General features: G+C 63.2%; 29 protein-coding genes. 16 read left to right on the forward strand and 13 right to left on the reverse strand.

The window, feature by feature from the left end:
* The first annotated feature begins 15 nt into the window (after window positions 1-15).
* Window positions 16-930 (forward strand): methionyl-tRNA formyltransferase, encoded by a 915-nt coding sequence (gene fmt, locus K3756_RS02510; RefSeq protein ID WP_259990576.1) that lies wholly within the window; start codon window positions 16-18, stop codon window positions 928-930.
* Window positions 931-935: 5 nt separating this feature from the next.
* A complete protein-coding gene (locus tag K3756_RS02515; protein ID WP_259990578.1) occupies window positions 936-1,172 on the forward strand; it encodes a hypothetical protein in 237 nt (78 codons plus the stop codon).
* Window positions 1,173-1,176: 4 nt separating this feature from the next.
* Here the strand turns inward: K3756_RS02515 and K3756_RS02520 are convergent, their stop codons facing one another.
* The 8 genes from K3756_RS02520 to K3756_RS02555 form a co-directional block, all read right to left on the reverse strand.
* Window positions 1,177-1,800: a trimeric intracellular cation channel family protein gene (locus tag K3756_RS02520; RefSeq protein ID WP_259990580.1), complete on the reverse strand. Its 624-nt coding sequence runs from the start codon at window positions 1,798-1,800 to the stop codon at window positions 1,177-1,179.
* A complete protein-coding gene (gene rnhA, locus K3756_RS02525) occupies window positions 1,797-2,252 on the reverse strand; it encodes a ribonuclease HI (protein ID WP_259990582.1) in 456 nt (151 codons plus the stop codon). The genes K3756_RS02520 and rnhA overlap by 4 nt, the downstream gene beginning before the upstream one ends.
* On the reverse strand, window positions 2,245-2,832 hold the full coding sequence (locus tag K3756_RS02530; RefSeq protein ID WP_259990584.1) for a bifunctional 2-polyprenyl-6-hydroxyphenol methylase/3-demethylubiquinol 3-O-methyltransferase UbiG: 588 nt from the start codon (window positions 2,830-2,832) through the stop codon (window positions 2,245-2,247). The genes rnhA and K3756_RS02530 overlap by 8 nt, the downstream gene beginning before the upstream one ends.
* Window positions 2,829-3,281 (reverse strand): DUF3429 domain-containing protein, encoded by a 453-nt coding sequence (locus tag K3756_RS02535; protein ID WP_259990586.1) that lies wholly within the window; start codon window positions 3,279-3,281, stop codon window positions 2,829-2,831. Before K3756_RS02535 ends, K3756_RS02530 begins: the two co-directional genes overlap by 4 nt.
* A 36-nt stretch (window positions 3,282-3,317) precedes the next feature.
* Window positions 3,318-3,932, reverse strand: coding sequence for a LysE family translocator (locus K3756_RS02540; RefSeq protein ID WP_259990588.1), 615 nt, complete (start codon window positions 3,930-3,932; stop codon window positions 3,318-3,320).
* Window positions 3,933-3,989: 57 nt separating this feature from the next.
* Window positions 3,990-4,940 (reverse strand): 4-hydroxy-3-methylbut-2-enyl diphosphate reductase, encoded by a 951-nt coding sequence (gene ispH, locus K3756_RS02545; protein WP_259990591.1) that lies wholly within the window; start codon window positions 4,938-4,940, stop codon window positions 3,990-3,992.
* Between the two features lie 69 nt (window positions 4,941-5,009).
* Window positions 5,010-5,744, reverse strand: coding sequence for a LuxR family transcriptional regulator (locus tag K3756_RS02550; protein WP_259990593.1), 735 nt, complete (start codon window positions 5,742-5,744; stop codon window positions 5,010-5,012).
* A 176-nt stretch (window positions 5,745-5,920) separates the two neighbouring features.
* Complete coding sequence (locus tag K3756_RS02555) at window positions 5,921-6,478, reverse strand: NYN domain-containing protein (protein ID WP_259990595.1); 558 nt, start codon at window positions 6,476-6,478, stop codon at window positions 5,921-5,923.
* 137 nt (window positions 6,479-6,615) lie between these two features.
* On the opposite strand from K3756_RS02555, the gene folK reads away from it, so the two are divergent.
* The 11 genes from folK to recO all read left to right on the forward strand — a co-directional run bounded on the left by folK (window position 6,616) and on the right by recO (window position 15,377).
* Window positions 6,616-7,224, forward strand: coding sequence for a 2-amino-4-hydroxy-6-hydroxymethyldihydropteridine diphosphokinase (gene folK / locus K3756_RS02560; RefSeq protein WP_259990597.1), 609 nt, complete (start codon window positions 6,616-6,618; stop codon window positions 7,222-7,224).
* Between the two features lie 75 nt (window positions 7,225-7,299).
* The gene (gene rpoZ, locus K3756_RS02565; protein ID WP_259990599.1) at window positions 7,300-7,653 is read left to right on the forward strand and encodes a DNA-directed RNA polymerase subunit omega; all 354 of its coding nucleotides are present in this window, start codon (window positions 7,300-7,302) and stop codon (window positions 7,651-7,653) included.
* A gap of 46 nt (window positions 7,654-7,699) precedes the next feature.
* A complete protein-coding gene (locus tag K3756_RS02570; protein WP_259990601.1) occupies window positions 7,700-9,853 on the forward strand; it encodes a bifunctional (p)ppGpp synthetase/guanosine-3',5'-bis(diphosphate) 3'-pyrophosphohydrolase in 2,154 nt (717 codons plus the stop codon).
* Window positions 9,850-10,524 (forward strand): DUF2062 domain-containing protein, encoded by a 675-nt coding sequence (locus K3756_RS02575; RefSeq protein ID WP_259990602.1) that lies wholly within the window; start codon window positions 9,850-9,852, stop codon window positions 10,522-10,524. The genes K3756_RS02570 and K3756_RS02575 overlap by 4 nt, the downstream gene beginning before the upstream one ends.
* Before the next feature lie 14 nt (window positions 10,525-10,538).
* The gene (locus K3756_RS02580; RefSeq protein ID WP_259990604.1) at window positions 10,539-11,294 is read left to right on the forward strand and encodes a pyridoxine 5'-phosphate synthase; all 756 of its coding nucleotides are present in this window, start codon (window positions 10,539-10,541) and stop codon (window positions 11,292-11,294) included.
* A gap of 9 nt (window positions 11,295-11,303) precedes the next feature.
* The gene (gene acpS, locus K3756_RS02585) at window positions 11,304-11,708 is read left to right on the forward strand and encodes a holo-ACP synthase (RefSeq protein WP_259990606.1); all 405 of its coding nucleotides are present in this window, start codon (window positions 11,304-11,306) and stop codon (window positions 11,706-11,708) included.
* Window positions 11,709-11,822: 114 nt separating this feature from the next.
* Complete coding sequence (gene lepB, locus K3756_RS02590) at window positions 11,823-12,662, forward strand: signal peptidase I (protein WP_259990608.1); 840 nt, start codon at window positions 11,823-11,825, stop codon at window positions 12,660-12,662.
* Window positions 12,659-13,345: a ribonuclease III gene (gene rnc / locus K3756_RS02595; RefSeq protein WP_259990610.1), complete on the forward strand. Its 687-nt coding sequence runs from the start codon at window positions 12,659-12,661 to the stop codon at window positions 13,343-13,345. Before lepB ends, rnc begins: the two co-directional genes overlap by 4 nt.
* Window positions 13,342-14,250: a GTPase Era gene (gene era, locus K3756_RS02600; RefSeq protein WP_259990612.1), complete on the forward strand. Its 909-nt coding sequence runs from the start codon at window positions 13,342-13,344 to the stop codon at window positions 14,248-14,250. Before rnc ends, era begins: the two co-directional genes overlap by 4 nt.
* A 72-nt stretch (window positions 14,251-14,322) precedes the next feature.
* Window positions 14,323-14,652, forward strand: a complete 330-nt coding sequence (locus K3756_RS02605; RefSeq protein ID WP_259990614.1) for a DUF1491 family protein — start codon at window positions 14,323-14,325, stop codon at window positions 14,650-14,652.
* Window positions 14,652-15,377: a DNA repair protein RecO gene (recO, locus tag K3756_RS02610; RefSeq protein ID WP_259990616.1), complete on the forward strand. Its 726-nt coding sequence runs from the start codon at window positions 14,652-14,654 to the stop codon at window positions 15,375-15,377. Before K3756_RS02605 ends, recO begins: the two co-directional genes overlap by 1 nt.
* Here the strand turns inward: recO and K3756_RS02615 are convergent.
* The 3 genes from K3756_RS02615 to K3756_RS02625 all read right to left on the reverse strand — a co-directional run bounded on the left by K3756_RS02615 (window position 15,361) and on the right by K3756_RS02625 (window position 18,019).
* On the reverse strand, window positions 15,361-15,756 hold the full coding sequence (locus tag K3756_RS02615; RefSeq protein ID WP_259990618.1) for an META domain-containing protein: 396 nt from the start codon (window positions 15,754-15,756) through the stop codon (window positions 15,361-15,363). The two genes, recO and K3756_RS02615, sit on opposite strands and share 17 nt — an antisense overlap.
* Entirely contained in the window at window positions 15,753-16,274 is a 522-nt protein-coding gene (locus K3756_RS02620) for a TetR/AcrR family transcriptional regulator (RefSeq protein WP_259990620.1), read from the reverse strand. The genes K3756_RS02615 and K3756_RS02620 overlap by 4 nt, the downstream gene beginning before the upstream one ends.
* A gap of 62 nt (window positions 16,275-16,336) precedes the next feature.
* Complete coding sequence (locus K3756_RS02625) at window positions 16,337-18,019, reverse strand: acyl-CoA dehydrogenase family protein (RefSeq protein WP_259990622.1); 1,683 nt, start codon at window positions 18,017-18,019, stop codon at window positions 16,337-16,339.
* 141 nt (window positions 18,020-18,160) lie between these two features.
* Here K3756_RS02625 and K3756_RS02630 point away from each other — a divergent pair, with 141 nt between their 5' ends.
* A complete protein-coding gene (locus K3756_RS02630; RefSeq protein WP_259990624.1) occupies window positions 18,161-18,928 on the forward strand; it encodes a sulfite exporter TauE/SafE family protein in 768 nt (255 codons plus the stop codon).
* A gap of 1 nt (window position 18,929) precedes the next feature.
* Here the strand turns inward: K3756_RS02630 and K3756_RS02635 are convergent, their stop codons facing one another.
* Window positions 18,930-19,292: a helix-turn-helix domain-containing protein gene (locus K3756_RS02635; RefSeq protein WP_259990626.1), complete on the reverse strand. Its 363-nt coding sequence runs from the start codon at window positions 19,290-19,292 to the stop codon at window positions 18,930-18,932.
* Between the two features lie 151 nt (window positions 19,293-19,443).
* Here K3756_RS02635 and K3756_RS02640 point away from each other — a divergent pair, with 151 nt between their 5' ends.
* Together K3756_RS02640 and K3756_RS02645 are read left to right on the forward strand one after the other, a co-directional pair.
* Window positions 19,444-20,352 (forward strand): LysR family transcriptional regulator, encoded by a 909-nt coding sequence (locus tag K3756_RS02640; protein WP_259990628.1) that lies wholly within the window; start codon window positions 19,444-19,446, stop codon window positions 20,350-20,352.
* Between the two features lie 66 nt (window positions 20,353-20,418).
* Window positions 20,419-21,135: a hypothetical protein gene (locus tag K3756_RS02645; protein ID WP_259990630.1), complete on the forward strand. Its 717-nt coding sequence runs from the start codon at window positions 20,419-20,421 to the stop codon at window positions 21,133-21,135.
* Between the two features lie 72 nt (window positions 21,136-21,207).
* Here K3756_RS02645 and K3756_RS02650 read toward each other — a convergent pair whose 3' ends face one another.
* Complete coding sequence (locus tag K3756_RS02650) at window positions 21,208-22,806, reverse strand: phosphoenolpyruvate carboxykinase (protein ID WP_259990632.1); 1,599 nt, start codon at window positions 22,804-22,806, stop codon at window positions 21,208-21,210.
* Window positions 22,807-22,808: the final 2 nt, after the last annotated feature.

Genomic DNA, 22,808 nt, shown 5'->3' on the forward strand with positions numbered 1-22,808 from the left:
GAGGAGCCTGTCTGCATGCGTGTGATATTCATGGGAACGCCCGAGTTTTCGGTGCCGGTGCTGGACGCGCTGGTGACGGCGGGCCACGAGATCGTCGCGGTATATTCGCAGCCTCCGCGTCCGGCGGGCCGCGGCAAACGCGACCGCCCCGGACCCGTCCACGCCCGCGCCGAGGCGCTGGGCCTTGAGGTGCGCACGCCCGTGTCGCTGAAAACCGAGGCCGCGCAGGCGGAGATGGCCGCACTGGATGCCGACATTGCGGTGGTGGTGGCCTATGGGCTGATCCTGCCGCAGGCGATCCTTGATACGCCCGAACGCGGGTGCCTGAATATCCACGCCAGCCTGCTGCCGCGCTGGCGCGGGGCGGCCCCGATCCACCGCGCGATCATGGCGGGCGACACCCGGACCGGGGTGTGCATCATGCAGATGGAAGCGGGGCTCGATACCGGCCCTGTGCTGCTGCACGATACGCTGGCCATCGGGCGGGAGGAGACGACCGCGCAGTTGCACGACAGGCTGAGCGCGATGGGCGCTTCGTTGATCGTGGATGCGCTGGCGCGGTTGGACACGCTCACCGCCGTGCCGCAACCTGCCGACGGTGTGGTCTACGCCAAGAAGATCGACAAGGCGGAGGCCCGCATCGACTGGACCCAGCCCGCCGAGGTCGTCGACCGCCAGATCCGCGGCCTGTCGCCCTTTCCCGGCGCGTGGTTCATGCACGAAGGCACCCGGATCAAGGCGCTGGGCGCGCGGTTGGGCATCGGTGCGGGCAAGCCCGGTACGGTGCTTGATGACGCGGTGACAGTGGCCTGCGGGTCCGGCGCAGTGCAGCTGACACGGTTGCAGCGGGCGGGCAAAAGTGCGCAGGATGCAGAGGTGTTTCAGACCGGATCGCCCATTGCCGCCGGTGCCGCGTTGAACAAAGGATAACGCCCATGTTGCCCACCCTTATCGGCACCGTCGTGATTGCGGGGATCGTCGGCTATGTCGCGGAGAAATCCGGGTTCACCCACAACGGGATCCTGCAAAGCATCATCATCTGTATCGGTGGTGCGTTCCTGTTCTATTTCGTGCGCATCATGTTCGGTTTCGGCTTTTCCAGCCACGGGATGAACGCGATCGTGTCGTCCATCGGGGCGCTGGTGATCGTGCCGTTCCACTGGCGCCGCTAGGCCATCAGCTTTTGGGGGGTGTGCTGCGGTAGACGGGTAGATGCCAGCCGAACAGGATCGACCCCGCGCGCAGCACGAAGGTAACGGCCGCCCCCGCCAGCAGGCCAAAGGGCATATCGGGCAGATAGTTGTCGAAGGCCACGATGCTGGCGGCCCCTGCGAAGGCGGCGGTGACATACAGTTCGCCCTGTTTGAGCACAAGGGGCACTTCGCCCACCACCACGTCACGCATCAGCCCGCCCATGCAGCCGGTCATCATGCCCATCAGCACGATCACGGCGGCAGAATGGCCCAGTGCCGTGGCCACCCCGGCCCCCGCCCCGACCGCAATGGCCAGCGCCACCGCATCGAGCCAGATGATCGCGCGCAAACGGCTTTCGAGGAAATGGGCGGTAAAGAAGATCACCAGCGCCGCCGCTGCCGCGGCCCCCAGATACGAGGGTTGCGCGATCCAGAAGATCGGGTTGCGGTCCAGCAGCACATCGCGCACCGTCCCGCCGCCCACCGCTGTCAGGCAGGCGATAAAGGCAAATCCCACCAGATCCAGCTGGGCGCGGCTGGCCACCAGCGCGCCGGTGATCGCGAACACCACGACCGACCCGTAATCAAGGATGCTGACCCAGTTCATTTCTTCTTGAACGGTGCCATGCCAGCGCGCGCCAGTTCATCGGCGCGTTCGTTTTCGGGATGGCCCGCGTGGCCCTTGACCCATTCCCACGTGACCTTGTGCCGCGCGTTTGCTGCATCCAGCCGCTGCCACAGTTCGGCGTTCTTGACCGGCTTCTTCGCGGCGTTTTTCCAGCCGTTTTTCTTCCAGCCGAAGATCCAGCCGGTGATGCCATTCTTGACGTAGTTGCTGTCTGTCACGACCGTGATTTCGGAGGTCCGCTCCAGCGCTTCGAGCGCGTTGATCGCGGCCAGCAGTTCCATGCGGTTGTTGGTGGTGGCCGCTTCGCCGCCCTTGAGTTCGCGTTCCTTGACGACCGTGTCACCGTCACGCGCCTGCATCAGGGCTCCCCAGCCGCCGGGGCCGGGATTGCCGCTGCAGGCGCCGTCTGTGTATGCGTAAAGTCTAGCCATATGCGCCGAGTGCTATCCAATCGGCATAGGTGCCGTCCAGCCCTTTATCGCGTCCCGTGGTGACTGTTTTCACGCTCAGGCCCGCGTCTGTCAGCAGGCGGTGCAATTCGTCCTGGGTGACGTAGGTATAGCGCCGCCCGATGGCATCGCGCCGTGTGCCGGTGCCGGTTTTCATGGCGATGTGCAGCAGCCCGCCGGGACGCAGGGCGCGGGCAATGGCGGCCAGATGTACCGGCAAGGCGTCGCGCCCGGCGTGCAGCAGGCTGAAGTTGGCCCAGATGCCGTCGTAGAGGTCGGTGCCCTCGATCTGGTCGAAGGTGGCCACCCGTGCATCGACGCCGGGATGTTGTGCGGCCATCGCCACCATTTCGGGCACCGCATCGGTGGCGGTGACCCGCAGGCCAGCCCGCGCCATCGCCGCGGCAAATCCGCCCGGCCCGCAGCCCAGATCCAGCACCGTGCCGCCCTGTGGCAGTGCCGCGATGAAGGCATCGAGCAGCGGATCATCCGCATGGCCCATGATGCGGGCGTATTCGTCGGTCTTGGCGGCGTAGACCCGCAGCGTTTCGTCGTCGCTCATCCGAAGGCTCCCGTTCCAAGGCATATCACCACGATCCCCGTCAGCAGCAGCCGCAGCGACATCCACCAGCGCGGCGCCAGCCCCCACTGCCAGAAGGCAAAATCGAGCAGCAAGAGCCCGGCAAAGCCGATCATGAGGTTCAGGCTGGCGCTGGTGGGGCCGTTGCCGGTCATGAAAAAGGCCCACAGCGCGGGCAGGACCGACAGCGCGTAGCCGGTGGCCGCCCGTGCGCCATCGGCCTTGGTGGCAAACCCCCACAGCACGCCCGACATGAACGACAGGATGATCGCGCCGTAGAACAGTTGCACGTAAGGTCCGATGAACCGCGCCCCGAAGGTGGCCAGCCCCCAGTCCGCCAGAGCGGGGCTGAGCGTGGTGGCCGCACCCCAGACGAAGGGGATGAGCCCCGCAAGGCCAAGGATCAGGGGGGCGCGGGGGATCGGATGCATCGGGAATTCTCCTGTGGTGGGACGCTGCGATATAGCCTAGGCGCGTTCAAACGCCAGTCGGCCCGCCAGCAGGGCGAACACGGCGGCAAAGGACCGGCCCAGCCACGTCATGACCCGTTCGGACCCCAGAAGCCATTGACGTGCGGCGGCGGCGAAGATGCCGTAGCCCATGAAGATCACGAAGGTCAGCGCCATGAACACCGCCCCCAGCAGCGCCATTTCGGCGGTGGCCGTGGCGGCGGACCCGCTGAGGAAAGGCGGCAGCAGCGCCAGAAAGAAGATCGACAGTTTCGGGTTTAGGATGTTGATGAGCGCGCCGCGCCGCGCGATCACCCAGCCGCTTTGCGCGCGGTTGTCGGCACGCACGTTGAGCGTTCCGCCCGCGGTCAGGCTTTGCCAAGCCAGATACAGAAGATAGGCGACGCCCGCCCATTTCACCACGCTGAACAGCAGTGCGGAGGTGTGCAGGACCGCCGCCAGCCCCAGCGTTGCCGCCGCCAGATGCGGCACGATCCCGAAGGTGCAGCCCGCCGCCGCCCAAAGCGCCGCCCGCCGTCCCTGTCCCAGCCCGAGGGCCAGCGTATAGATGACCCCGGTGCCGGGAATGACGACGACCACCAGAGCGGTGAGCAGAAATTGGAAGGTGATCATGGGGGCGGCCTCCTGCGGTTTTGCAGACTGTCCGCCTATTTGCGGCGTCTGTCCAGATCAGGCCGGTTCGCGCAGCACGCGGGGCACTTTGAATTCCACGTTTTCCACGGCGGTTTCCACCAGTTCACGGGTCACGTCGTAGCGCGCGCCGAAGGCGTCGATGACTTCGTTGATCAGCACTTCGGGGGCGGATGCGCCGGCGGTGATGCCGACGCTGGAGATGCCGTCCAGCGCCCGCCAGTCAATGTCATCGGCACGCTGCACCAGTTGGGCATAGGCGCAGCCCGCGCGGGCGCCGACCTCGACCAGCCGTTTGGAATTGGAGGAATTGGGCGCCCCCACCACCAGCATCGCGTCGCATTTGGGCGCCATCGCCTTGACCGCCTCCTGGCGGTTGGTGGTGGCGTAGCAGATGTCTTCCTTGTGGGGGCCGACGATATCGGGAAACCGCGCCTGCAGGGCGGCCACGATATCGGCGGTATCATCGACGCTGAGCGTGGTTTGCGTGACATAGGCGAGTTTGGAGGGATCGCGCACATCGACCCGCGCCACGTCGGCGGGGGTTTCGACAAGCAGCACCTCGCCCTCGGGCAGCTGGCCCATGGTGCCCACGGTTTCGGGGTGACCCGCGTGGCCGATCATGATCATCTGCAAGCCCGCGTCGGCGTGACGCTGCGCTTCGATGTGGACTTTGCTGACCAGCGGGCAGGTGGCATCGACATAGACCATGTTGCGGGCCTGCGCGGCGGAGGGCACCGATTTGGGCACCCCGTGCGCCGAAAAGATCACCGGACGGTCATCGGGACATTCGGACAGTTCTTCGACAAAGACGGCGCCCTTGTCGCGCAGCCCGTCGACGACGAATTTGTTATGCACGATTTCGTGCCGCACAAAGACCGGCGCGCCCCATTTTTCGATCGCCATCTCGACGATCTTGATCGCCCGGTCGACGCCCGCGCAGAACCCGCGTGGCGCGGCAAGGTAGAGGGTGAGAGGGGGCTTGGTCATGGTGTGTCTCCGGTCGTTGCGGCGCATCCTAACCGCTTTGTCCGGCGGGGTGAATGCCGCGCGACCGTCCTAGCGCAGCAGGGTCGTCGCCTGCACCGCGTTGGTCACGCCGAGCTTTTTGTAGCCTGCTTTGACGTAGCCCGACAGGGTGTTGACCGATATGCCGCAAATCTGCGCGCTTTCGGCGCGGGTCTTGCCCTGACACAGCAGCAAGATGACTTCGGTCTCGCGAGCTGTCAGCGCATCGAACACCGGCGGCAGTTCGCGCCCGACGAGACCCGGGCGCGTGTCGGAAGCGGACGGCATTGCGGCGGGGGAGTTCAGCTCCTCGATCCGGCGGTGCACGATCATGCAAAAGAGCCGCAGCTCTTCGGCGCGCCGCGAGACGTTTTTTTCGAATTCGACCAGCGCCTGTCCGTTGCCCAGCAAAAAGCAACCGAAACGGGCGGCCCCCATCAGGCGCATCGGAATGCCCAGACCGGCCCGGAACCCCAGCGTGGCCGCGCGCGTGATAAAGGCGCGTTCAGCGTCGTCGATATAGGGATGACGGTGCATGAACACGGTGCCGATCTCGATGATCTTGTAGCTGGTGCAGCAGTGGATGAGGAACGGATCCTCGTGCGGGGGGCGTTCGCTGTACAATTCGGGGATCGAGGTCAGAACGAAGGGATCGGACATGTCATTGGCCACGCTGACGTAGATTGCGTGGTCGATTCCCACCGAGGGTAGAATCGCCATGAAGTCCTGCCACAAGTCGTCAATGCTTTGGGATTGTTCCAATTTTGCGGCATGATCGAACAACATAAAGGTAATTCCTGATAAATAACCCCCAATTTTGGGGGGAGCAAAATCTTAATATTCTGTTAACATAAAAGATGGGCAGCACGTAAATGCGTGTGCATTTTTTGCCTGATAATTTAAGAATTCACGGCCCCGGTCGTCTTCGGACGGCCGGGGAAATTTTTTTGGAAGCTGGAAATTCAGTCTTCGGAACCGGAGGCCGGTGTCTCGCGCGGGGCGCGTCCCACGACGTCGCGCAGGTCGTCCAGTTCGATGAAATTATCGGTCTGGCGGCGCAGTTCGTCGGAGATCATCGGGGGCTGGCTGCGGATGGTGGATACAACCGAGACGCGCACGCCCTGACGCTGCAGCGACTCCACCAGCGGACGGAAATCGCCGTCGCCCGAGAAGATCACGATGTGATCCACGTGCGGGGCCAGTTCCATCGCGTTGACGGCCAGTTCGATGTCCATGTTCCCCTTCACCTTCCGGCGGCCCATGCTGTCGGTGTATTCCTTGGCGGGCTTGGTCACGATGGTGAAGCCGTTGTAGTGCAGCCAGTCGACCAGCGGGCGGATCGGGGAATATTCGTCGTTTTCGAGCAGCGCCGTATAGTAGAAGGCGCGCAGCATCTTGCCGCGGCGCATGAATTCCTGCCGCAGCAGGCGGTAGTCGATGTCAAAGCCGAGCGTTTTTGCCGCGGCGTAAAGGTTTGATCCATCGATGAAGAGCGCGAGCCGCTCATCTTTGTAGAACATGTCTCGTTCCTTTTTGTGCCGTTTGCGGCACTGAATTTCGAAATGGTCCGGGCTTGCGCGACCGGACATGATGGCACAATTACTTTTACACGGGCGCCAAATTGTCGTTGTAGGCGCAGGCATACGGGAAATTATTGATGTCGCAAGCGATAACTGAGGGGAACTTTGGCGGTTCTCCGCCCATTACAGGCGCGCAACTGCTGGTTGCCGTAGGGTCAAATAGAGCGTCTACGTCAGGCGGGCCGGTGGAAATTATCCAAGCGGGGTTTGAGGCTATCGAAAATCGCGGTGCCGCGATTCGCGCATGCAGCAGATTCTACCGCACGCCCGCGTTTCCCGCGGGTAACGGTCCGGATTTTGTGAATGCCGCGATTGTGCTTGACGCGCCGTGGTCGCCACAGCAGGCGGTCGAGGTTTTGCACGAGGTCGAATCACTGATGGGCCGCACGCGGCGCGAGCGCTGGGGCGAACGGACGCTGGATCTGGATCTGCTGGGGGTGGGGCAGACCGTGTTGCCGGACGCGCAGACCCACGCATACTGGCGCAATCTGCCGCTGGAGGCGCAGATGCAGCAGACGCCGACGCAGTTGATCGTGCCGCATCCGCGGCTGCACGAGCGCGCGTTTGTGCTGGTGCCGCTGGCCGATGTGGCGCCCGACTGGGTGCATCCCGTGCTGGGCCGCAGCGTCCGCGAGATGTGCGATGACCTTCCGTCGCAGGCCCGCGCAGAGGTCGTTGCGCTATGAAAACCTGCTTGTAAATCGCCCCGATGCGCCCTAAGTAACGCTTTCTGTCTGATCCCTGTTGTATTGGAGCATCCAATGGCCCGCGTCACCGTCGAAGATTGTGTGGATAAAGTCCCGAACCGGTTTGAACTGGTTATGCTGGCCGCGCACCGTGCGCGCGAGATTTCCGCGGGTTCCGCCGTGACTGTGGACCGCGACAACGACAAGAACCCTGTCGTGTCGCTGCGCGAGATTGCGGAAGAGACACAGGCCGCCGATGATCTGCGCGAGCGGATGATCGAGAGCAACCAGACCCAGATCGAGGTCGACGAACCCGAAGAAGACGCCATGGCGCTTTTGATGGGTGCCGAGCAGGACAAGCCCGAAGAAGACAGCATGTCCGAAGAAATGTTGCTGCGTCAGCTGATGGCAGCGCAGGGTCAAGGGTAACGGCGGAGTACGTCCTCCCGCCATCAGGCGCGCTTAGAGGCAGAACATGACAACCACTGCCGACGACCTGATCCGCCTTGTCAAAGGCTTCAACCCGAAAACGAACGAGAAGCTGATCCGCGATGCCTTTGCCTATGGCGAAGAAATGCACGAGGGTCAGTTTCGCCATTCCGGCGAGCCATATTTCACGCATCCCGTTGCCGTTGCGGCCATTCTGGCCGAGCAGCAGCTGGATGACGCGACCATCATCACCGCATTGCTGCACGACACGATCGAGGACACCAAGGCCTCCTATGGCGAGGTGGCCAAGAGGTTTGGCGATGAGGTGGCCGAGCTGGTCGACGGGGTCACCAAGCTGACCAACCTGCAGCTGACCTCGACCGAGACCAAGCAGGCCGAGAATTTCCGCAAGCTGTTCATGGCGATGGCCAAGGACCTGCGGGTCATTCTGGTGAAGCTGTCGGACCGTTTGCACAACATGCGCACGATCAAGGCGATGCGCCCCGAAAAGCAGGCCCAGAAGGCCCGCGAGACCATGGACATATTTGCACCGCTGGCGGGCCGGATGGGCATGCAATGGATGCGCGAGGAGCTTGAGGATCTGGCGTTCCGCGTGCTCAACCCCGAGGCGCGGGCGTCGATCATCCGCCGTTTCATCACCCTGCAGAAAGAAGCGGGCGACGTGATCCAGCGCATCACCGCGGACATGCACAAGGAGCTCGAAGGGGTGGGCATCAAGGCCGAGGTGTTCGGACGTGCCAAGAAACCCTATTCGATCTGGCGCAAGATGGAGGAAAAGGAGCAATCCTTCTCGCGGCTGTCCGACATTTACGGGTTCCGCATCATCACCGCCTCCGAGGAGGACTGCTACCGCGCGCTGGGCGCGATCCATCGGCGGTGGCGGGCGGTGCCGGGCCGTTTCAAGGACTACATCAGCCAGCCCAAGACCAACGGCTACAGGTCGATCCATACCACCGTGTCGGGCCGCGACGGCAAGCGTGTCGAGGTGCAGATCCGCACGCAGGCGATGCATGATGTGGCCGAGACGGGCGTGGCGGCGCATTGGTCCTATAAGGAAGGCGTGCGGTCGGAAAACCCGTTCGCCGTTGATCCGGCCCGCTGGATTGCGGAGCTGACCGAACAGTTCGACAGCGAGGACGACCACGAGAGCTTTCTCGAGGCGGTCAAGCTGGAGATGTACACCGACAAGGTGTTCTGCTTCACGCCCAAGGGCGAGGTCATCAAGCTGCCGCGCGGGGCGACGCCGATTGATTTTGCCTATGCCATCCACACGCGCATCGGGTCGGCCTGTGTCGGGGCCAAGATCGACGGCATCCGCGTGCCTTTGTGGACCCGGATCAAGAACGGCCAGTCGGTCGAGATCATCACCGCCGAGGGCCAGACGCCGCAGGCCACGTGGCTGGACATCGCGACGACCGGCAAGGCCAAGACCGCGATCCGCCGGTCCCTGCGCGAGGTTGACCGCGAAAGATTCATCAAGCTGGGCCGCGAGTTGGCCCGCTCCGCGTTCGAACACATCGGCAAGAAGGCCACCGACAAGGTGCTGGCCACCGCGGCCAAGAACATGCGGCTGGGCGGGGTTGATGCGCTGCTGGAACGTCTGGGCAGTGCGGAGCTGACGGGGCGCGAAACGGTGCAGTCGGTCTATCCCGAACTGGCCGAAAACGGTGGCGACGAAATCGATAGCCGCCGCGCCGTGATCGGTCTGGAACCGGGCCAGAAATTCGACCGCGCGCCCTGTTGCGAGCCGCTGCCGGGTGAACGCATCGTGGGGATCACTTTCCGCGGCAAGGGGGTCACCCTGCATGCCATCGACTGCGACCGGCTGAGCATTTACGAGGACCAGCCCGAACGCTGGCTGGACCTGCGCTGGCACGACGGCAGCCATCCGGCCGAATATGGCGCAACGCTTGACCTGACCATTGGCAACGACCGCGGCGTTTTGGGCCGCATCTGCACCTTGATCGGTGAAGCGGCCGCGAATATCTCGGACTTGAACTTTGTGGAGCGCAAACCGGATTTCTTCCGCCTGCTGGTGCATGTGGAGGTCCGTGATGCGGCCCATCTGCATTCGCTGATGCTGACGCTTGAGGCCGAGAACGACGTGGCAGAGATTACGAGATATCGCCGGCCGCAAGGGGCCGATCCCGCGCCGCTGGCGGCGGAGGGGCTCGCGTGATTTTCAAGCGGCGCGACCCCAAACCTTTCTTTCGCGCGGTGTTCGAATTTCTCTGGCCGCGGGGCGGGTGGACGCGCGCGTTCCATTACGTCAAGCACCGCATGCGCCGGTTGCCCGACAGCCCCGAACGCATTGCGCGGGGCATCTGGGCGGGGGTATTCACCACGTTCACGCCGTTCTACACGCTGCATTTTCTGGTGGCCTATCTGGTGGCGCGGGGGATGCGGGGCAATGTGCTGGCCGCGCTGATGGCGACGTTCTTTGGCAATCCGCTGACCTATGTGCCCATCGGGATCGCGTCGCTGTCGACGGGGCATTGGCTGCTGGGCACGCAGATGGACGAGGCGGTCCAGCGGTCCTTTGGCGGCAAATTCGTCGATGCGGGGGCGGACCTGCGCCATAATTTCGTGGCGATCTTTACCGACCATGAAACCGATTGGCACGGGCTTGCGCGGTTCTGGGACGAGGTGTTCTATCCCTATATGATTGGCGGCATTTTGCCCGGTATCATTTGCGGCACGATCGCCTATTACTTGTCCGTGCCGGTGATCCGCGCCTACCAGAAGCGCCGTCGCGGCATGATCAAGGCCAAGTTCGAGGCGCTCAAGGCGAAGGCCGCGGCCAAGAACGAAAGCAAACGCAAGGCCGAGAAGGCCGTCAAGGATACGTGAAAGGGAGGGCCGGCATGGCCGCGTCTGAAAAACTGAGGTTGGGGGTCAACATCGACCACGTCGCCACCGTGCGCAACGCCCGTGGCGGCGCCTATCCCGATCCGCTGCGCGCGGCCCGGATTGCCGAAGAGGCGGGCGCCGACGGCATCACCGCCCACCTGCGCGAGGACCGTCGCCATATCTCGGACGCCGATATCGAAGGGTTAATGGAGGTGCTGACGGTACCGCTCAACTTCGAGATGGCGGCGACCGACGAGATGCAGAAAATCGCGCTGCGCCACAAGCCCCACGCCGTTTGCATCGTGCCCGAAAAGCGCGAGGAGCGCACGACCGAAGGCGGGCTGGAAGTGGCCCGCGAAGAAAACAGGCTGGCGCATTTCATCGCCCCCCTGCGCGAGGCGGGCAGCCGTGTGTCGATCTTCATCGCCGCCGAACAGCGCCAGATCGAAGCCGCCCACCGCATCGGGGCAGAGGTGATCGAACTGCACACCGGCGCCTATTGCGATGCCCACGCCGAGGGCCGGATGGACGAGGCGCAGGCCGAACTGGTGCGGCTGGGCGAGATGGCGACCTTTGCCAAGGAGCTTGGGCTGGAGGTGCACGCCGGTCACGGGCTGACCTATGACACGGTGTCGCCGGTGGCCGCCTTTCCCGAGGTGATGGAGCTCAACATCGGGCATTTCCTGATCGGGGAGGCGATTTTTCTGGGGCTGGAGCCCGCCATTGCGCAGATGCGCCGCCTGATGGACGAGGCGCGGCAGGGTGGCTGAGGGATCGGCATGATCCTCGGCATCGGCACTGATCTGGCCAATATCGAGCGGATCGCGGGCACGCTTGACCGCTTTGGCGACCGGTTTCGCAACCGCGTTTTCACACAGGTCGAACAGAACAAGGCCGAGCGGCGGCGCGACACCGTGGGCACCTATGCCAAACGCTGGGCCGCCAAGGAGGCGTGCTCAAAGGCGCTGGGCACCGGGCTGCGCATGGGCATCAGCTGGCGCGACATGGCGGTGAGCAATCTGCGCACCGGCCAGCCGGTGATGCAGGTGACCGGCTGGGCCGCCGAGCGGCTGGCCGCGATGACCCCGCCGGGCCATGAGGCGATCATTCACGTCACCCTGACCGACGACCACCCCTGGGCGCAGGCCTTTGTGGTGATCGAGGCCCGCCCCGTTGAGCCGTGAGTTCGCGGTGGCCGAGGACGGCCGTGTTGCGCCCGCCGCCACCCCGCAACGCTTGACAGTCCCGCGCACCCTGCGCATGTAACCTCAAACCAAATCCCCGAAAGGACGCGCCGCATGGCCGAGACGGAAGAGAAAAAAGGCAACAGCATTATCGAGACGATCAAGACGGTGGTCTATGCCCTGCTGATCGCAGGTGTCTTCCGCACGCTGTTCTTCCAGCCGTTCTGGATCCCGTCGGGATCGATGAAGCAGACGCTGCTGATCGGTGATTTCCTGTTCGTCAACAAGATGGCCTATGGCTATTCCTATGCGTCGTGTCCCAGCATCATCCTGCCGAACTTCGGCATCAATATCGACGCCAAGAACATCTGCGGATTTCTCGATGGCGACAACACCCGCATCTGGGGTGGTGAGCCCGAGCGCGGCGATGTCGTGGTGTTCCGTCACCCTGTATCGGGGCGTGACTATATCAAGCGTCTGATCGGGCTGCCGGGCGACAAGATCCAGATCACCGATGGCCAGATCATCCTCAACGACACGCCGGTGCCGCAGGTCGATGACGGCACGTTCGAGGAAATCTACGCGCGTCAGGGCTCGCAGGGGCTGTTGCCCGCCTGTGCCAACGGGGCGGTCGGTCAGGGCGGCGTCTGTGTCAAGGAACGCGCCATCGAAACGCTGCCCAACGGGGTGAGCTATCCGGTGCTCAACATCCGCGGTCAGGCGTCCGATCGCACCGGCGTCTATACCGTGCCGGAGGGGCATTACTTTTTCATGGGCGACAACCGTGACAATTCATCCGACAGCCGTCTGGTGCAGGTCGCGGGCGGTGTCGGCTATGTGCCGTACGAAAATCTCATCGGGCGCGCCGATCTGATCATGTTCAGCTCTGCGGGGCGGTCCATGCTGGCGTTCTGGACCTGGCGGGGCGACCGTTTCTTCAAAGGGGTCGAGTGAAGCTGTCTGCCGAACTCAAGGCGTTTGAAAAGCGTCTGGGGCATCAGTTTGCCCGACCTGCGTTGCTGGGGCAGGCGGTGACCCACGCGTCGATGTCGAGCCCCAACCGCAATGACAACCAGCGGCTAGAGTTTCTGGGGGACCGGGTTCTGGGGCTGGTGATGGCCGAAGCGCTGCTGGCGCAGGATCCGCAGGCCACCGAAGGACAGATGGCGCCGCGGTTCAATGCGCTGGTGCGCAAGGAAGCCTGCGCCGAAGTGGCGCGCGACATCGATGTGGGCGCGGTGCTGAAGCTGGGCCGGTCGGAGATGTTGTCGGGCGGGCGGCGCAAGCAGGCGCTGCTGGGCGATGCCATGGAGGCGGTGATTGCCGCGGTGTATCTGGACGCAGGGTATGACGCGGCGCGCGATGTGGTTCTGGCCCTGTGGGGCGACCGGACGACATCCGTAAAGGACGATGCCCGCGACGCCAAGACATCGTTGCAGGAATGGGCGCAGGCCCGGGGGTTGCAACCGCCCAAATACATACAGATCGATCGCAGTGGTCCCGACCATGCGCCGGTTTTCACCATAGCCGCGCGGCTGTCGACCGGTGAGGAGGCAAGTGCCACCGCCAAGTCCAAACGCGCCGCAGAGCAGGATGCCGCAAGTCGCCTGCTGAGCAAATTGGAGCACGTCACATGACCACACGCGCCGGGTTCGTCGCCCTTATCGGAGAGCCCAACGCGGGCAAATCCACCCTGCTCAACCGCATGGTCGGTGCCAAGGTGTCCATCGTGACCCACAAGGTCCAGACCACCCGCGCGCGCATCCGTGGCGTGGCGATGGAGGGCGACAGCCAGATCGTTTTTGTCGACACGCCCGGGCTTTTCCAGCCGCGTCGCCGGTTGGACCGTGCCATGGTCGCCGCCGCCTGGGGCGGTGCATCGGACGCTGATGTGATCGTGTTGCTGATCGAGGCGCACCGCGGGGTGACCGAGGGGGTCGAGCGCATTCTGGAGGGGTTGGCCGAGATCGGGAAAGGCCGCCGCGTGGCGCTGGCCATCAACAAGATCGACCGTGTCGAGGCCCCGGTCCTGTTGGGGTTGAGCCAGGATCTGAACGCCCGCTATGCCTTTGAGGAAACCTTTATGATTTCGGCGGAGCGGGGCCACGGCATTGACGCGCTGCGCGGCTGGCTGGCGGCGGAATTGCCCGAGGGGCCGTTTTTGTACCCCGAGGACCAGATCGCCGATTTGCCGATGCGGATGATCGCCGCCGAGATGACCCGAGAAAAGCTGACCCTGCGCCTGCATCAGGAGCTGCCCTACCAGATGACGGTCGAGACCGAGAACTGGGAAGAGCGCAAGGATGGTTCGGCGCGGATCGACCAGCTGATCTATGTGGTGCGTGATGGGCACAAGGGCATCGTGCTGGGCCACAAGGGCGAGACGATCAAGGCCGTGAGCAAGGCCGCCCGCGAGGAGCTGGAAGAGTTTCTGGGCCGCCGCGTGCATCTGTTCTTGCAGGTCAAGGTTCGCCCCAACTGGCTGGAGGAAGCCGAGCGCTATTCTGAGATGGGGCTGGAGTTCAAGGATGGAAACGGGTGATCCCGACGCGCGACCTGTGCCCGGCCGGGGCTGCGGGATTGAGTTTAAGGGCAAGATGAAGGGCCGTGTGACATGCCCCGGTTGACCGCCCGCTTTTGGGTCGATGCCTATCTGGCGCGGTTGCGGGTGATGGATATTCCCGCGTTTGTGGTTGCGCATGGGGACGACACCGGCGGGGCCGTGTTGGTCAAGGTTGCCACGCTTGACGGGCAGGCGCGTGTGTTCCAGCGGTCCTTCGACATCATGACCGGCGACCGGGAGTGGGTTGCGTTGGCCAGCGGAGCGGAGCGTGACGTGGACGAGGCGATTGGCCGGCAGCGCGGGTTTGACCCCGATCTGTGGGTGATCGAGGTCGAGGACCGGTTGGGGCGTCATCTGCTCCACGATGAGGGGTTGGCCTGATGGAGTGGCGCGACGAGGGCATATTGCTGAGCACGCGCCGCCACGGGGAAACCTCTGCGATCATTGAAGTGTTTACGCCCACCAAGGGCCGTCATGCGGGGGTCGTGCGGGGCGGCACAAGCCGCAAGATCGCGCCGATCCTGCAACCGGGGGCGCAGCTGGACGTCGCCTGGCGTGCGCGGCTGGAAGAGCATATCGGCGCGTTCAGTGTCGAGCCCGTGCGCAGCCGTGCGGCCCATGCGATGGCATCGCGGATGACCCTTGCGGGGTTGAACGCGGTCACCGGACTGATCAGTTTCGCCTTGCCCGAGCGCGAGCCCCATCTGCCGCTCTATCGCCGGACGGAGGCCTTGCTCGACTTGTTGGGTCAGCAGGATGTATGGCCGCTTGCCTATCTGCGCTGGGAAATGGCGCTGCTCGAGGAGTTGGGGTACGGGCTTGACCTGACGGCCTGTGCGGTGACCGGTGCGACGCAGGATCTGTGCTATGTCTCGCCGAAGTCGGGGCGGGCGGTGTCGCGCGACGGGGCGGGGGACTGGGCCGATCGGCTGTTGCCCCTGCCGATGGTGATGCGCGGGATGGGAGCGGGAGAGGATGCGGAGATCGCGGAGGCCTTTCGCACCACGGGATATTTTCTGGATGCCCATCTGGCCGCGGATCTGGGCGGCAAGCCCTTGCCCGAAGCGCGGGCACGGTATGTGGATGCGTTCACTCGGCAGCTTTGAAGACCATCGACAGGCCGTCGGTGTTTGACAGGATCAGCGTGTCGCCTGCCACTTCCGAAAGAGCGGCGGCATCCAGTGCCGCGAGATAGGCGGTTTCTGCGGCCAGAGCGGGACAGCTGCGCCGGGTGGCGGCGATGGGGCCTGTGTCAAACCACGGGTAGGGGGCGGTCATCGCGGCGGTGTAGCTGTTGCAGGGCGCGTCACCGGCGATGCGTCCGGTTTCGGGAAATGTCAGGGTTGCGCGGTCCGCGAAGGGGGCCCCGTCGAGCGTTTCGAGCAGCCAGACCCGATCTGCGCCGCCGTAGGCGCGCACCGTTTCGTCGCCCTGGCAAGCGCCCAGCAGTGCCGCGGTGGCCAGTGAAAGAAGGGCGAGCTTCATGCGAGGGCCACTACGGTGTCGACGAGCGCGTCGAAGGCGGCGGCGGGGTCGGTATCGCCGTGCAGCTGCGGCAGACCCGCGAGGGCCGCCAACAGCGCCTGGGCAAACCCGGGGTTTGACAGGCCGAACTGTTTGAGCAGGTGGCGCAGGTAGGTCAGACGTTCTGCGTCGATCTCCGCAAGTGCCGCGGCCACGGCCGGATCGCCATGCGCCCAGACCCGCAGGGCGGCCTCCGTCGGGTTGGACAGGATGCCGGACCCGAATTGGCGCAGGCGGGCGTCGGGCGCCCCGTCAGAGCGCAGAAGGTCCATCACATCGGCGAGTGCGTCGGCCTGCCATTGGCGCAGCAGGGCTGCGTGGAATGTGGGCACATCCTTGAAGTGCCAGTAGAACGATCCCTTGGTCGTGCCGAGCCGGCGCGCAAGCGGTTCGGCGGCCAGCGCCTTGGGGCCTGCCATTTGCAGCGCGTCAAAGCCTGCGGTGATCCATTTTTCGACGGAAAGCCGTGTGTCTGCCATGGGTTGAGGTTAGCAGAGCGCGGGCGGGCCACAAGAGCGCGCCCGCAAGAAGGGAACAACAATCAGCCCAGAATGCGCCGCGCGATCACTTGTGCCTGAATTTCAGCCGCGCCTTCGAAAATGTTGAGGATGCGGGCGTCACACAGCACGCGGCTGATCTTGTATTCCAGCGCAAAGCCGTTGCCACCGTGGATTTGCAGACCGTTGTCGGCTGCGGCCCATGCGACGCGGGCGCCGAGCAGTTTGGCCATCCCGGCTTCAACGTCACAGCGGCGGCCGTCGTCTTTTTCGAAGGCGGAAAAATACGTCAGCTGACGGGCGATCATGATTTCGACTGCCATCATCGCCAGTTTCGAGCTGACGCGCGGGAAGTCGATCAGAGACTTACCGAATTGCTTGCGGTCCTGGGCGTATTGCATGGAGATATCGAGCGCCGATTGTGCCACGCCGATGGCGCGGGCGGCGGTCTGGATGCGGGCGCTCTCGAAGGTTTCCATCAGCTGTTTGAAGCCCTTGCCCTCTTCGCCGCCGAGCAGGTTTTCTTCCTTCACCTCGAAGCCGTCGAAGCCAAGCTCGTATTCCTTCATCCCGCGGTAGCCGAGCACCTCGATTTCACCACCGGTCATGCCGGGGGTGGGGAAGGGGTCTTCATCGGTGCCGGGGGTTTTTTCGGCCAGAAACATCGACAGGCCTTTGTAATTGTCGGTGGCCGGATCGGTGCGCGCCAGAAGTGTCATGATCTGTGTGCGGGTGGCGTGGGTGATCCACGTCTTGTTGCCGGTGATCTTGTAGGTGTCGCCGTCCTTGACCGCGCGGGTGCGCAGCGATCCCAGATCCGATCCGGTGTTGGGTTCGGTAAAGACGGCCGTTGGCAGGGTTTCGGCGCTGGCCAGCCCGGGCAGCCATTTCTGCTTTTGCTCTTCGGTGCCGCCCGCGATGATCAGTTCCGCCGCGATTTCGGAGCGGGTGCCAAGGCTGCCGACCCCGATGTAGCCGCGCGAGAGTTCTTCGGACACCACGCACATGGAGGCCTTCGACAGGCCAAAGCCGCCGTATTCCTCGGGGATGGTCAGGCCGAAGACGCCCATTTCGGCCAGCTCTTCGATGACCTCCATCGGGATCAGCTCATCCTTGAGGTGCCAGTCGTGCGCGTGGGGCTCTACCTTGTCGATGGCGTAGCGGCGGAACTGCTCGCGGATCATCTCGAGCTCGTCATCGAGACCGGACGCGCCAACGGTGATGTTCGCGGAATGCTCCTGCATCGCGGCGACAAGCCGGGTGCGCACCGCTTGGGTGTTGCCGAACTGGGTCAGCTGCATGATCGCGGGGTCCATCAGGGCGCGCTGGTCTTCCTGACCCAGCCCCAGATCCTGAAGGCGGACGATTTCGCCCTGGTTCATCTGGATGCCGCCGTAGATTTGCCAGAGGTATTCGCCAAAGGCGATCTGGTGGATCAGCTGTTCTGTTTCGCCGAATTTGCCATCGGCGGCGAGCGCTTCGGCCCACGCCTGCATCTGGCGCAGGGATTGTGCATATGTTGCAAGCCACGCCAGACCATGTGCCGCCGTCTGGTTCTGCTCCACCAGCGCGTTGGATACGCGGCCGCCATCGGTGACCATGGCACGGACCGTTTCGGTCGCACGGGCCAGCGTCGCCTCGACCGGACCGACAGCCGCAGCGGTCAGCGCCAGAAGGTCGTTCAGGATGAGATCGGGCTCAGCAGTCATCTGTCCATCATGGGGCATATTCACGTTCCTTTTCAACTTGGGGTCGGAATAATCCTTTTGCAGGTGCAGCGCAACAAAGATACGTTTGGATGCGTCAATTTGGTCGAAAATTACCGCGCAAATGCAGTGCCTGTGTGCCGGCAAGTGGTATGTAGGGCCATGGATACGCTATTTCCGCTGCTGACGACTGGTGAATTGATGCTGGCCTGCCTTGTCGGGGTGATGGCCGGGCTGGTAAAGGGAATCGTCGGCTTTGCGATGCCTTTGGTCTTTATTTCAGGGCTGACCGTGTTCATGTCGCCGGAATTGGCGCTGGCGGGGCTGATCCTGCCGACGCTGGCGACGAATGCCTATCAGGCGCTGCGGCAGGGGCCGCGGGCGGCGTGGGCGTCCACGGCGCGGTTTCGGGTGTTCCTGATCAGCGGGGGCATCACGCTCGTTGCTGCAGCGCAGCTTGTCCGGGTGTTTCCAGACCGCGTGATGATGTTGGTGATCGGTGTGCCTTTGACGTTTTTCGCGGCCGTGCAGCTGGGGGGCTGGACCTTCCGTCTGGCGCGGCAGGAGCGGCGGACCGAGGCGGTCGTCGGTGCCGTGACCGGCGCGCTGGGTGGATTGTCGGGCAGTTGGGGCGCGCCGACCGTTGCCTATCTGACCGCGCTGGATACGCCCAAGGCGGACCAGATGCGGGTGCAGGGTGTGATTTACGGTCTGGGCGCGATTGCGCTGGTCGGGGCGCACATCGGATCGGGGGTTTTGCGGGCCGAAACAGTCGGATTTTCGGCCGCAATGATACCCGCCGGGCTGGTCGGGATGTGGGTGGGCACGCGCGTCTCGGACCGCATTGACCAACAGCTTTTTCGAAAAGCTACATTAGTCGTGCTGTTGATCGCCGGTTTGAACCTTCTGCGACGTGCCCTGATCGGTTAGCTCAGCCCTGACGCGCGACGGTGAGGCCCGACACGTCTTCGATGAAGGTGACAATGCGGGTTTTGACCGCTTCGTCCTGAATCGCGGCGAGCGCGTTCACGATTTCCATACCGGGGTCGCGGCGCGGATCATCGCTGCTTTCGTCACCATAGAGACCTTCGAAGAAATACGACGGCGAGACGTCGAAGATCTGTGCGAGTTCGAAAAGGCGGCTGGCCGCGATGCGGTTCGAGCCGATTTCATATTTCTGAATCTGCTGGAAGGAGAGGCCGAGCTTATTGGCCACCTCTGTTTGAGAGAACCTGCGGAGGGTTCGAATCTGTTTAAGTTTCCGACCAACGTGTTCGTCTACTGGATGCGCCATGTGTCTAACCTCTGGTTGTAGCTATTCTTTTGATCATAAATTTCGCCGCTTCGATCAATTGCTTAAGTATATAAATTTTTCACACAAAAATGGTCACCAAATGGGTGATTATTGTTGCTCTAATGGGTGATTTATTTACAGTCATTTCGACATGATTGAAAGCCCGCCTGCAAAAACGGTCCAAAATAGTGGCAAGGCGTCTCCGGCACTGCTGCACGAGATGATGCGCTCTTTTGTCGCACTCGCGAAAACCCTCAATCTCAGTCGCGCGGTGGAGGATTTGGGATCCACCCGCCAGACGGTCCGTCGCCACATCCAGCAGCTTGAAGACGCGATGGAAATGAGGCTGTTCGACAACCGCGACCGGCGGTTCGAGCTGACGCAGGAGGGGCGGCGGGCGCTGGTGCCAGCGCAGCTTTTGCTCGACTTGGGGGAAGTGTGGTACCGCGGCCAGTTCGACGATGTCGATGGCATGATGCGGTTCAGCTACGAAGACGACAAAGGCTGGGTCTATCACCAGCAGGAACAGCCGATGAACCGGCTGTGGGCGCACGAATCGCCGCTGTTGAAGCAGGCGATCAAATGTTGGGCACTTGCCGAGGGGAAGCTCGAAAGCAAGCATATGGCGCCGTTGCGCCCTTATATTCTGACCTATCGCGCGATGGACGAGGGGTGGATCTGCTTCGAGATCGGGGCCGAATCATTCTATTCGAACTGGTTCGGTTGGGCGCGTGCGCGCAGCAGCGTGGGCAGCAATCTCAACCAGTTTCCCGGCGGTGCGGAATTCGCGAGCCTCGCCAATGCGCCGTTCAAGGACATCAACAACGGTCAGGGTCTGCGGCTGGATCAGGTGATGACCAAGATGCCGTCCGACGATGGCGAAAAGTTGGAGAATATCTTCTTCGACCGGTTGCTGATGGGGGTGCGTCTGCCGGACCAGTCACCGGCGATTGTTTCTGTCGTGGACCGGTCGCGTGAGGTGTTGATCGCGGGGCTCGACCCGGACCAATTGGCCAGAATGCCGGAGCGTGCCAAGGTCGATTTCTCGTCTAAAGGGTAAACGACGGGTAACTTTCCCCGATTTGCGATATACTGTCCCGAAGTTTTCAACAAAGGGACGACTCGGATGACATTGATCACGATGAAAACTGGTGACCGGTTTGTTGCCAGTAGTGCGGATATTTTCAGCAGATACGGGGTCACGCTCGAGATCGGCTATGACTTTGAAGTCTACCGCACGCTTCTGGCCGAAGCCCGGCCTGATCATATTCTGGGGGCGCCGTTCGACCCTGATTTGCACGAAATGACGGCGCAGAACGCGCTGTGGATCGTCGGGCGCAATGCCGAAGGGCGCATTGTCCACACGCAGGCGCTGCGGATGCTGGATATGAACGGGTTGAGCGTGGGGGAGTATTTCACCCACCGTTTCCGCGAATTCCCGCCGTCGGGCGTCGATCTGGATCTGGAGCGGTCGCGGTTCCGTGCCGGACCGGGCGCCAAGCGCATGTACGGGCGCGTCGCCTACCACGGCGAATTCTGGATCGCGCCGGAAGAGGGGGGCCTGCGCGGGCAAGGGGTGTCTTGCGTTCTGGGCCGCTACGGGTTTTTCGAGGCGATCCAGCATTGGGATCCCGACCACATCATCGCCTTCATGGTCAAGGCGATTGCATTCAAGGGGCTGGCCGAGCGGACGGGATGGATGCACACCCAGCCCGGCGCGCTGCGTTGGTTCCTGCGGGGCAATGACACGCCGGTCGAGGGGTTCATGGCCTACATGGACCGCGATGACCTGCATTATATTCTGGAGCTGCCGCTGCACGATCTGGTGGCGATGGCGGCCTGAAGCCGCGCCAGTGAAAAAGGGCCGCAGACTGTGTGGTCTGCGGCTCTTTTGCGTGTCTGAAGTCCCGAGCGCCTAGCTGATGGAGGCGGCTTTCACGTCATCGTCGATGTAGGGCAGGTACTGCTCGAAATTGTCGGAGAACATGCCCACCAGCTTGGCCACCTGCCGGTCGTAGGCGGCGGCGTCATCCCAGGTGCGGCGCGGATCGAGCAGGATGTCGGCAACGCCGGGCACCGCCACGGGCACCTCGAAGCCGAAGTTTTCGTCCTTGCGGAATTTGCCCGCCACCAAAGTCCCGTCCAGCGCCGCGGTCAGCAGGGCACGAGTGGCGCGGATGGGCATGCGCGATCCGGTGCCATAGGCGCCCCCCGTCCAACCTGTATTCACAAGCCAGCAGGTCGCGCCGTGTTCGGCGATCTTTTCGCGCAGCAGGTTGCCATAGACTTCGGGACGCCGCGGCATGAAGGGTGCGCCAAAGCAGGTGGAGAAGGTGGGCTCGGGCTCGGTCACGCCGCGTTCTGTGCCCGCCACCTTGGAGGTGAAGCCCGACAGGAAGTGGTACATCGCCTGCGCAGGCGTCAGACGTGCGATGGGCGGCAGCGTGCCAAAGGCATCGCAGGTCAGCATGATGATGTTCTTGGGATGCCCGCCCGTCGCCTTGGCCGATGCGTTCGAGATATAATGCAGCGGGTAGGCGCACCGCATGTTGGCCGTCAGGCTGTCATCGTCGAAATCAAGCTCGCGGGTCTGTTCGTCGTAGACCATGTTTTCGATCACCGTGCCGAATTTGGTGGTGGTGTCGTAGATTTCCGGCTCGGCCTCGCGGCTGAGGTTGATCGTCTTGGCATAGCAGCCGCCTTCGAAGTTGAAGGTGCCGTTGTCGGACCAGCCGTGTTCGTCGTCCCCGATCAGCGTGCGGTCGGGATCGGCGGACAGCGTGGTCTTGCCGGTGCCCGACAGGCCAAAGAAAATGGCCGTATCAACGGGATTGCCCGTGGCGTGGTTGGCCGAGCAGTGCATCGGCATGATGCCTTTTTCGGGCAGCAGGTAGTTCAGCAGCGTGAAGACCGATTTTTTGTTCTCGCCGGCGTATTCGGTGCCGCCGATCAGGATCAGCTTGCGATCGAAGTTCATCGCGATCACGGTCTCGGAGCGGCAGTCGTGCTTGGCCGGATCGGCCTGGAAGCTGGGGCAGTTGATGACGGTGAAATCCGCGATGAAATCATCCAGCTCTTCGCGGTCGGGGCGCCGCAGCATGTGCCGGATGAACAACCCGTGCCACGCCAGTTCGGTGACCATACGCACATTGATCGCGTGCTTCGGGTCCGCGCCGCCGATCAGATCCTGCACGAAATATTCGCGGCCCTTCATGTGGGCGAGCATGTCCTGATAGAGCGCGTCGAACCCTTCGGAGGACATGGCGGCGTTGTTTTCCCACCATATCGTGTCGGTCACGCTGTCGGTCTTGACCACATGTTTGTCCTTGGGGGAGCGGCCGGTGAACTTGCCTGTGCTGACCAGAAACGCGCCGCCTTTGCCCAGACGGCCCTCTTTGCGGGCGAGGGCCTGTTCGATGAGGTCCGGTTCGATCAGGTTATAATAGACATCGCCAAGCCCTGTGATCTCTTGGTGATCGAGGCTGAAGTTCGGGTTTACCCGTCCGATTGTCATGC

The sequence above is a fragment of the Sulfitobacter sp. S190 genome (genome assembly GCF_025141935.1).
GTDB lineage: Bacteria > Pseudomonadota > Alphaproteobacteria > Rhodobacterales > Rhodobacteraceae > Sulfitobacter.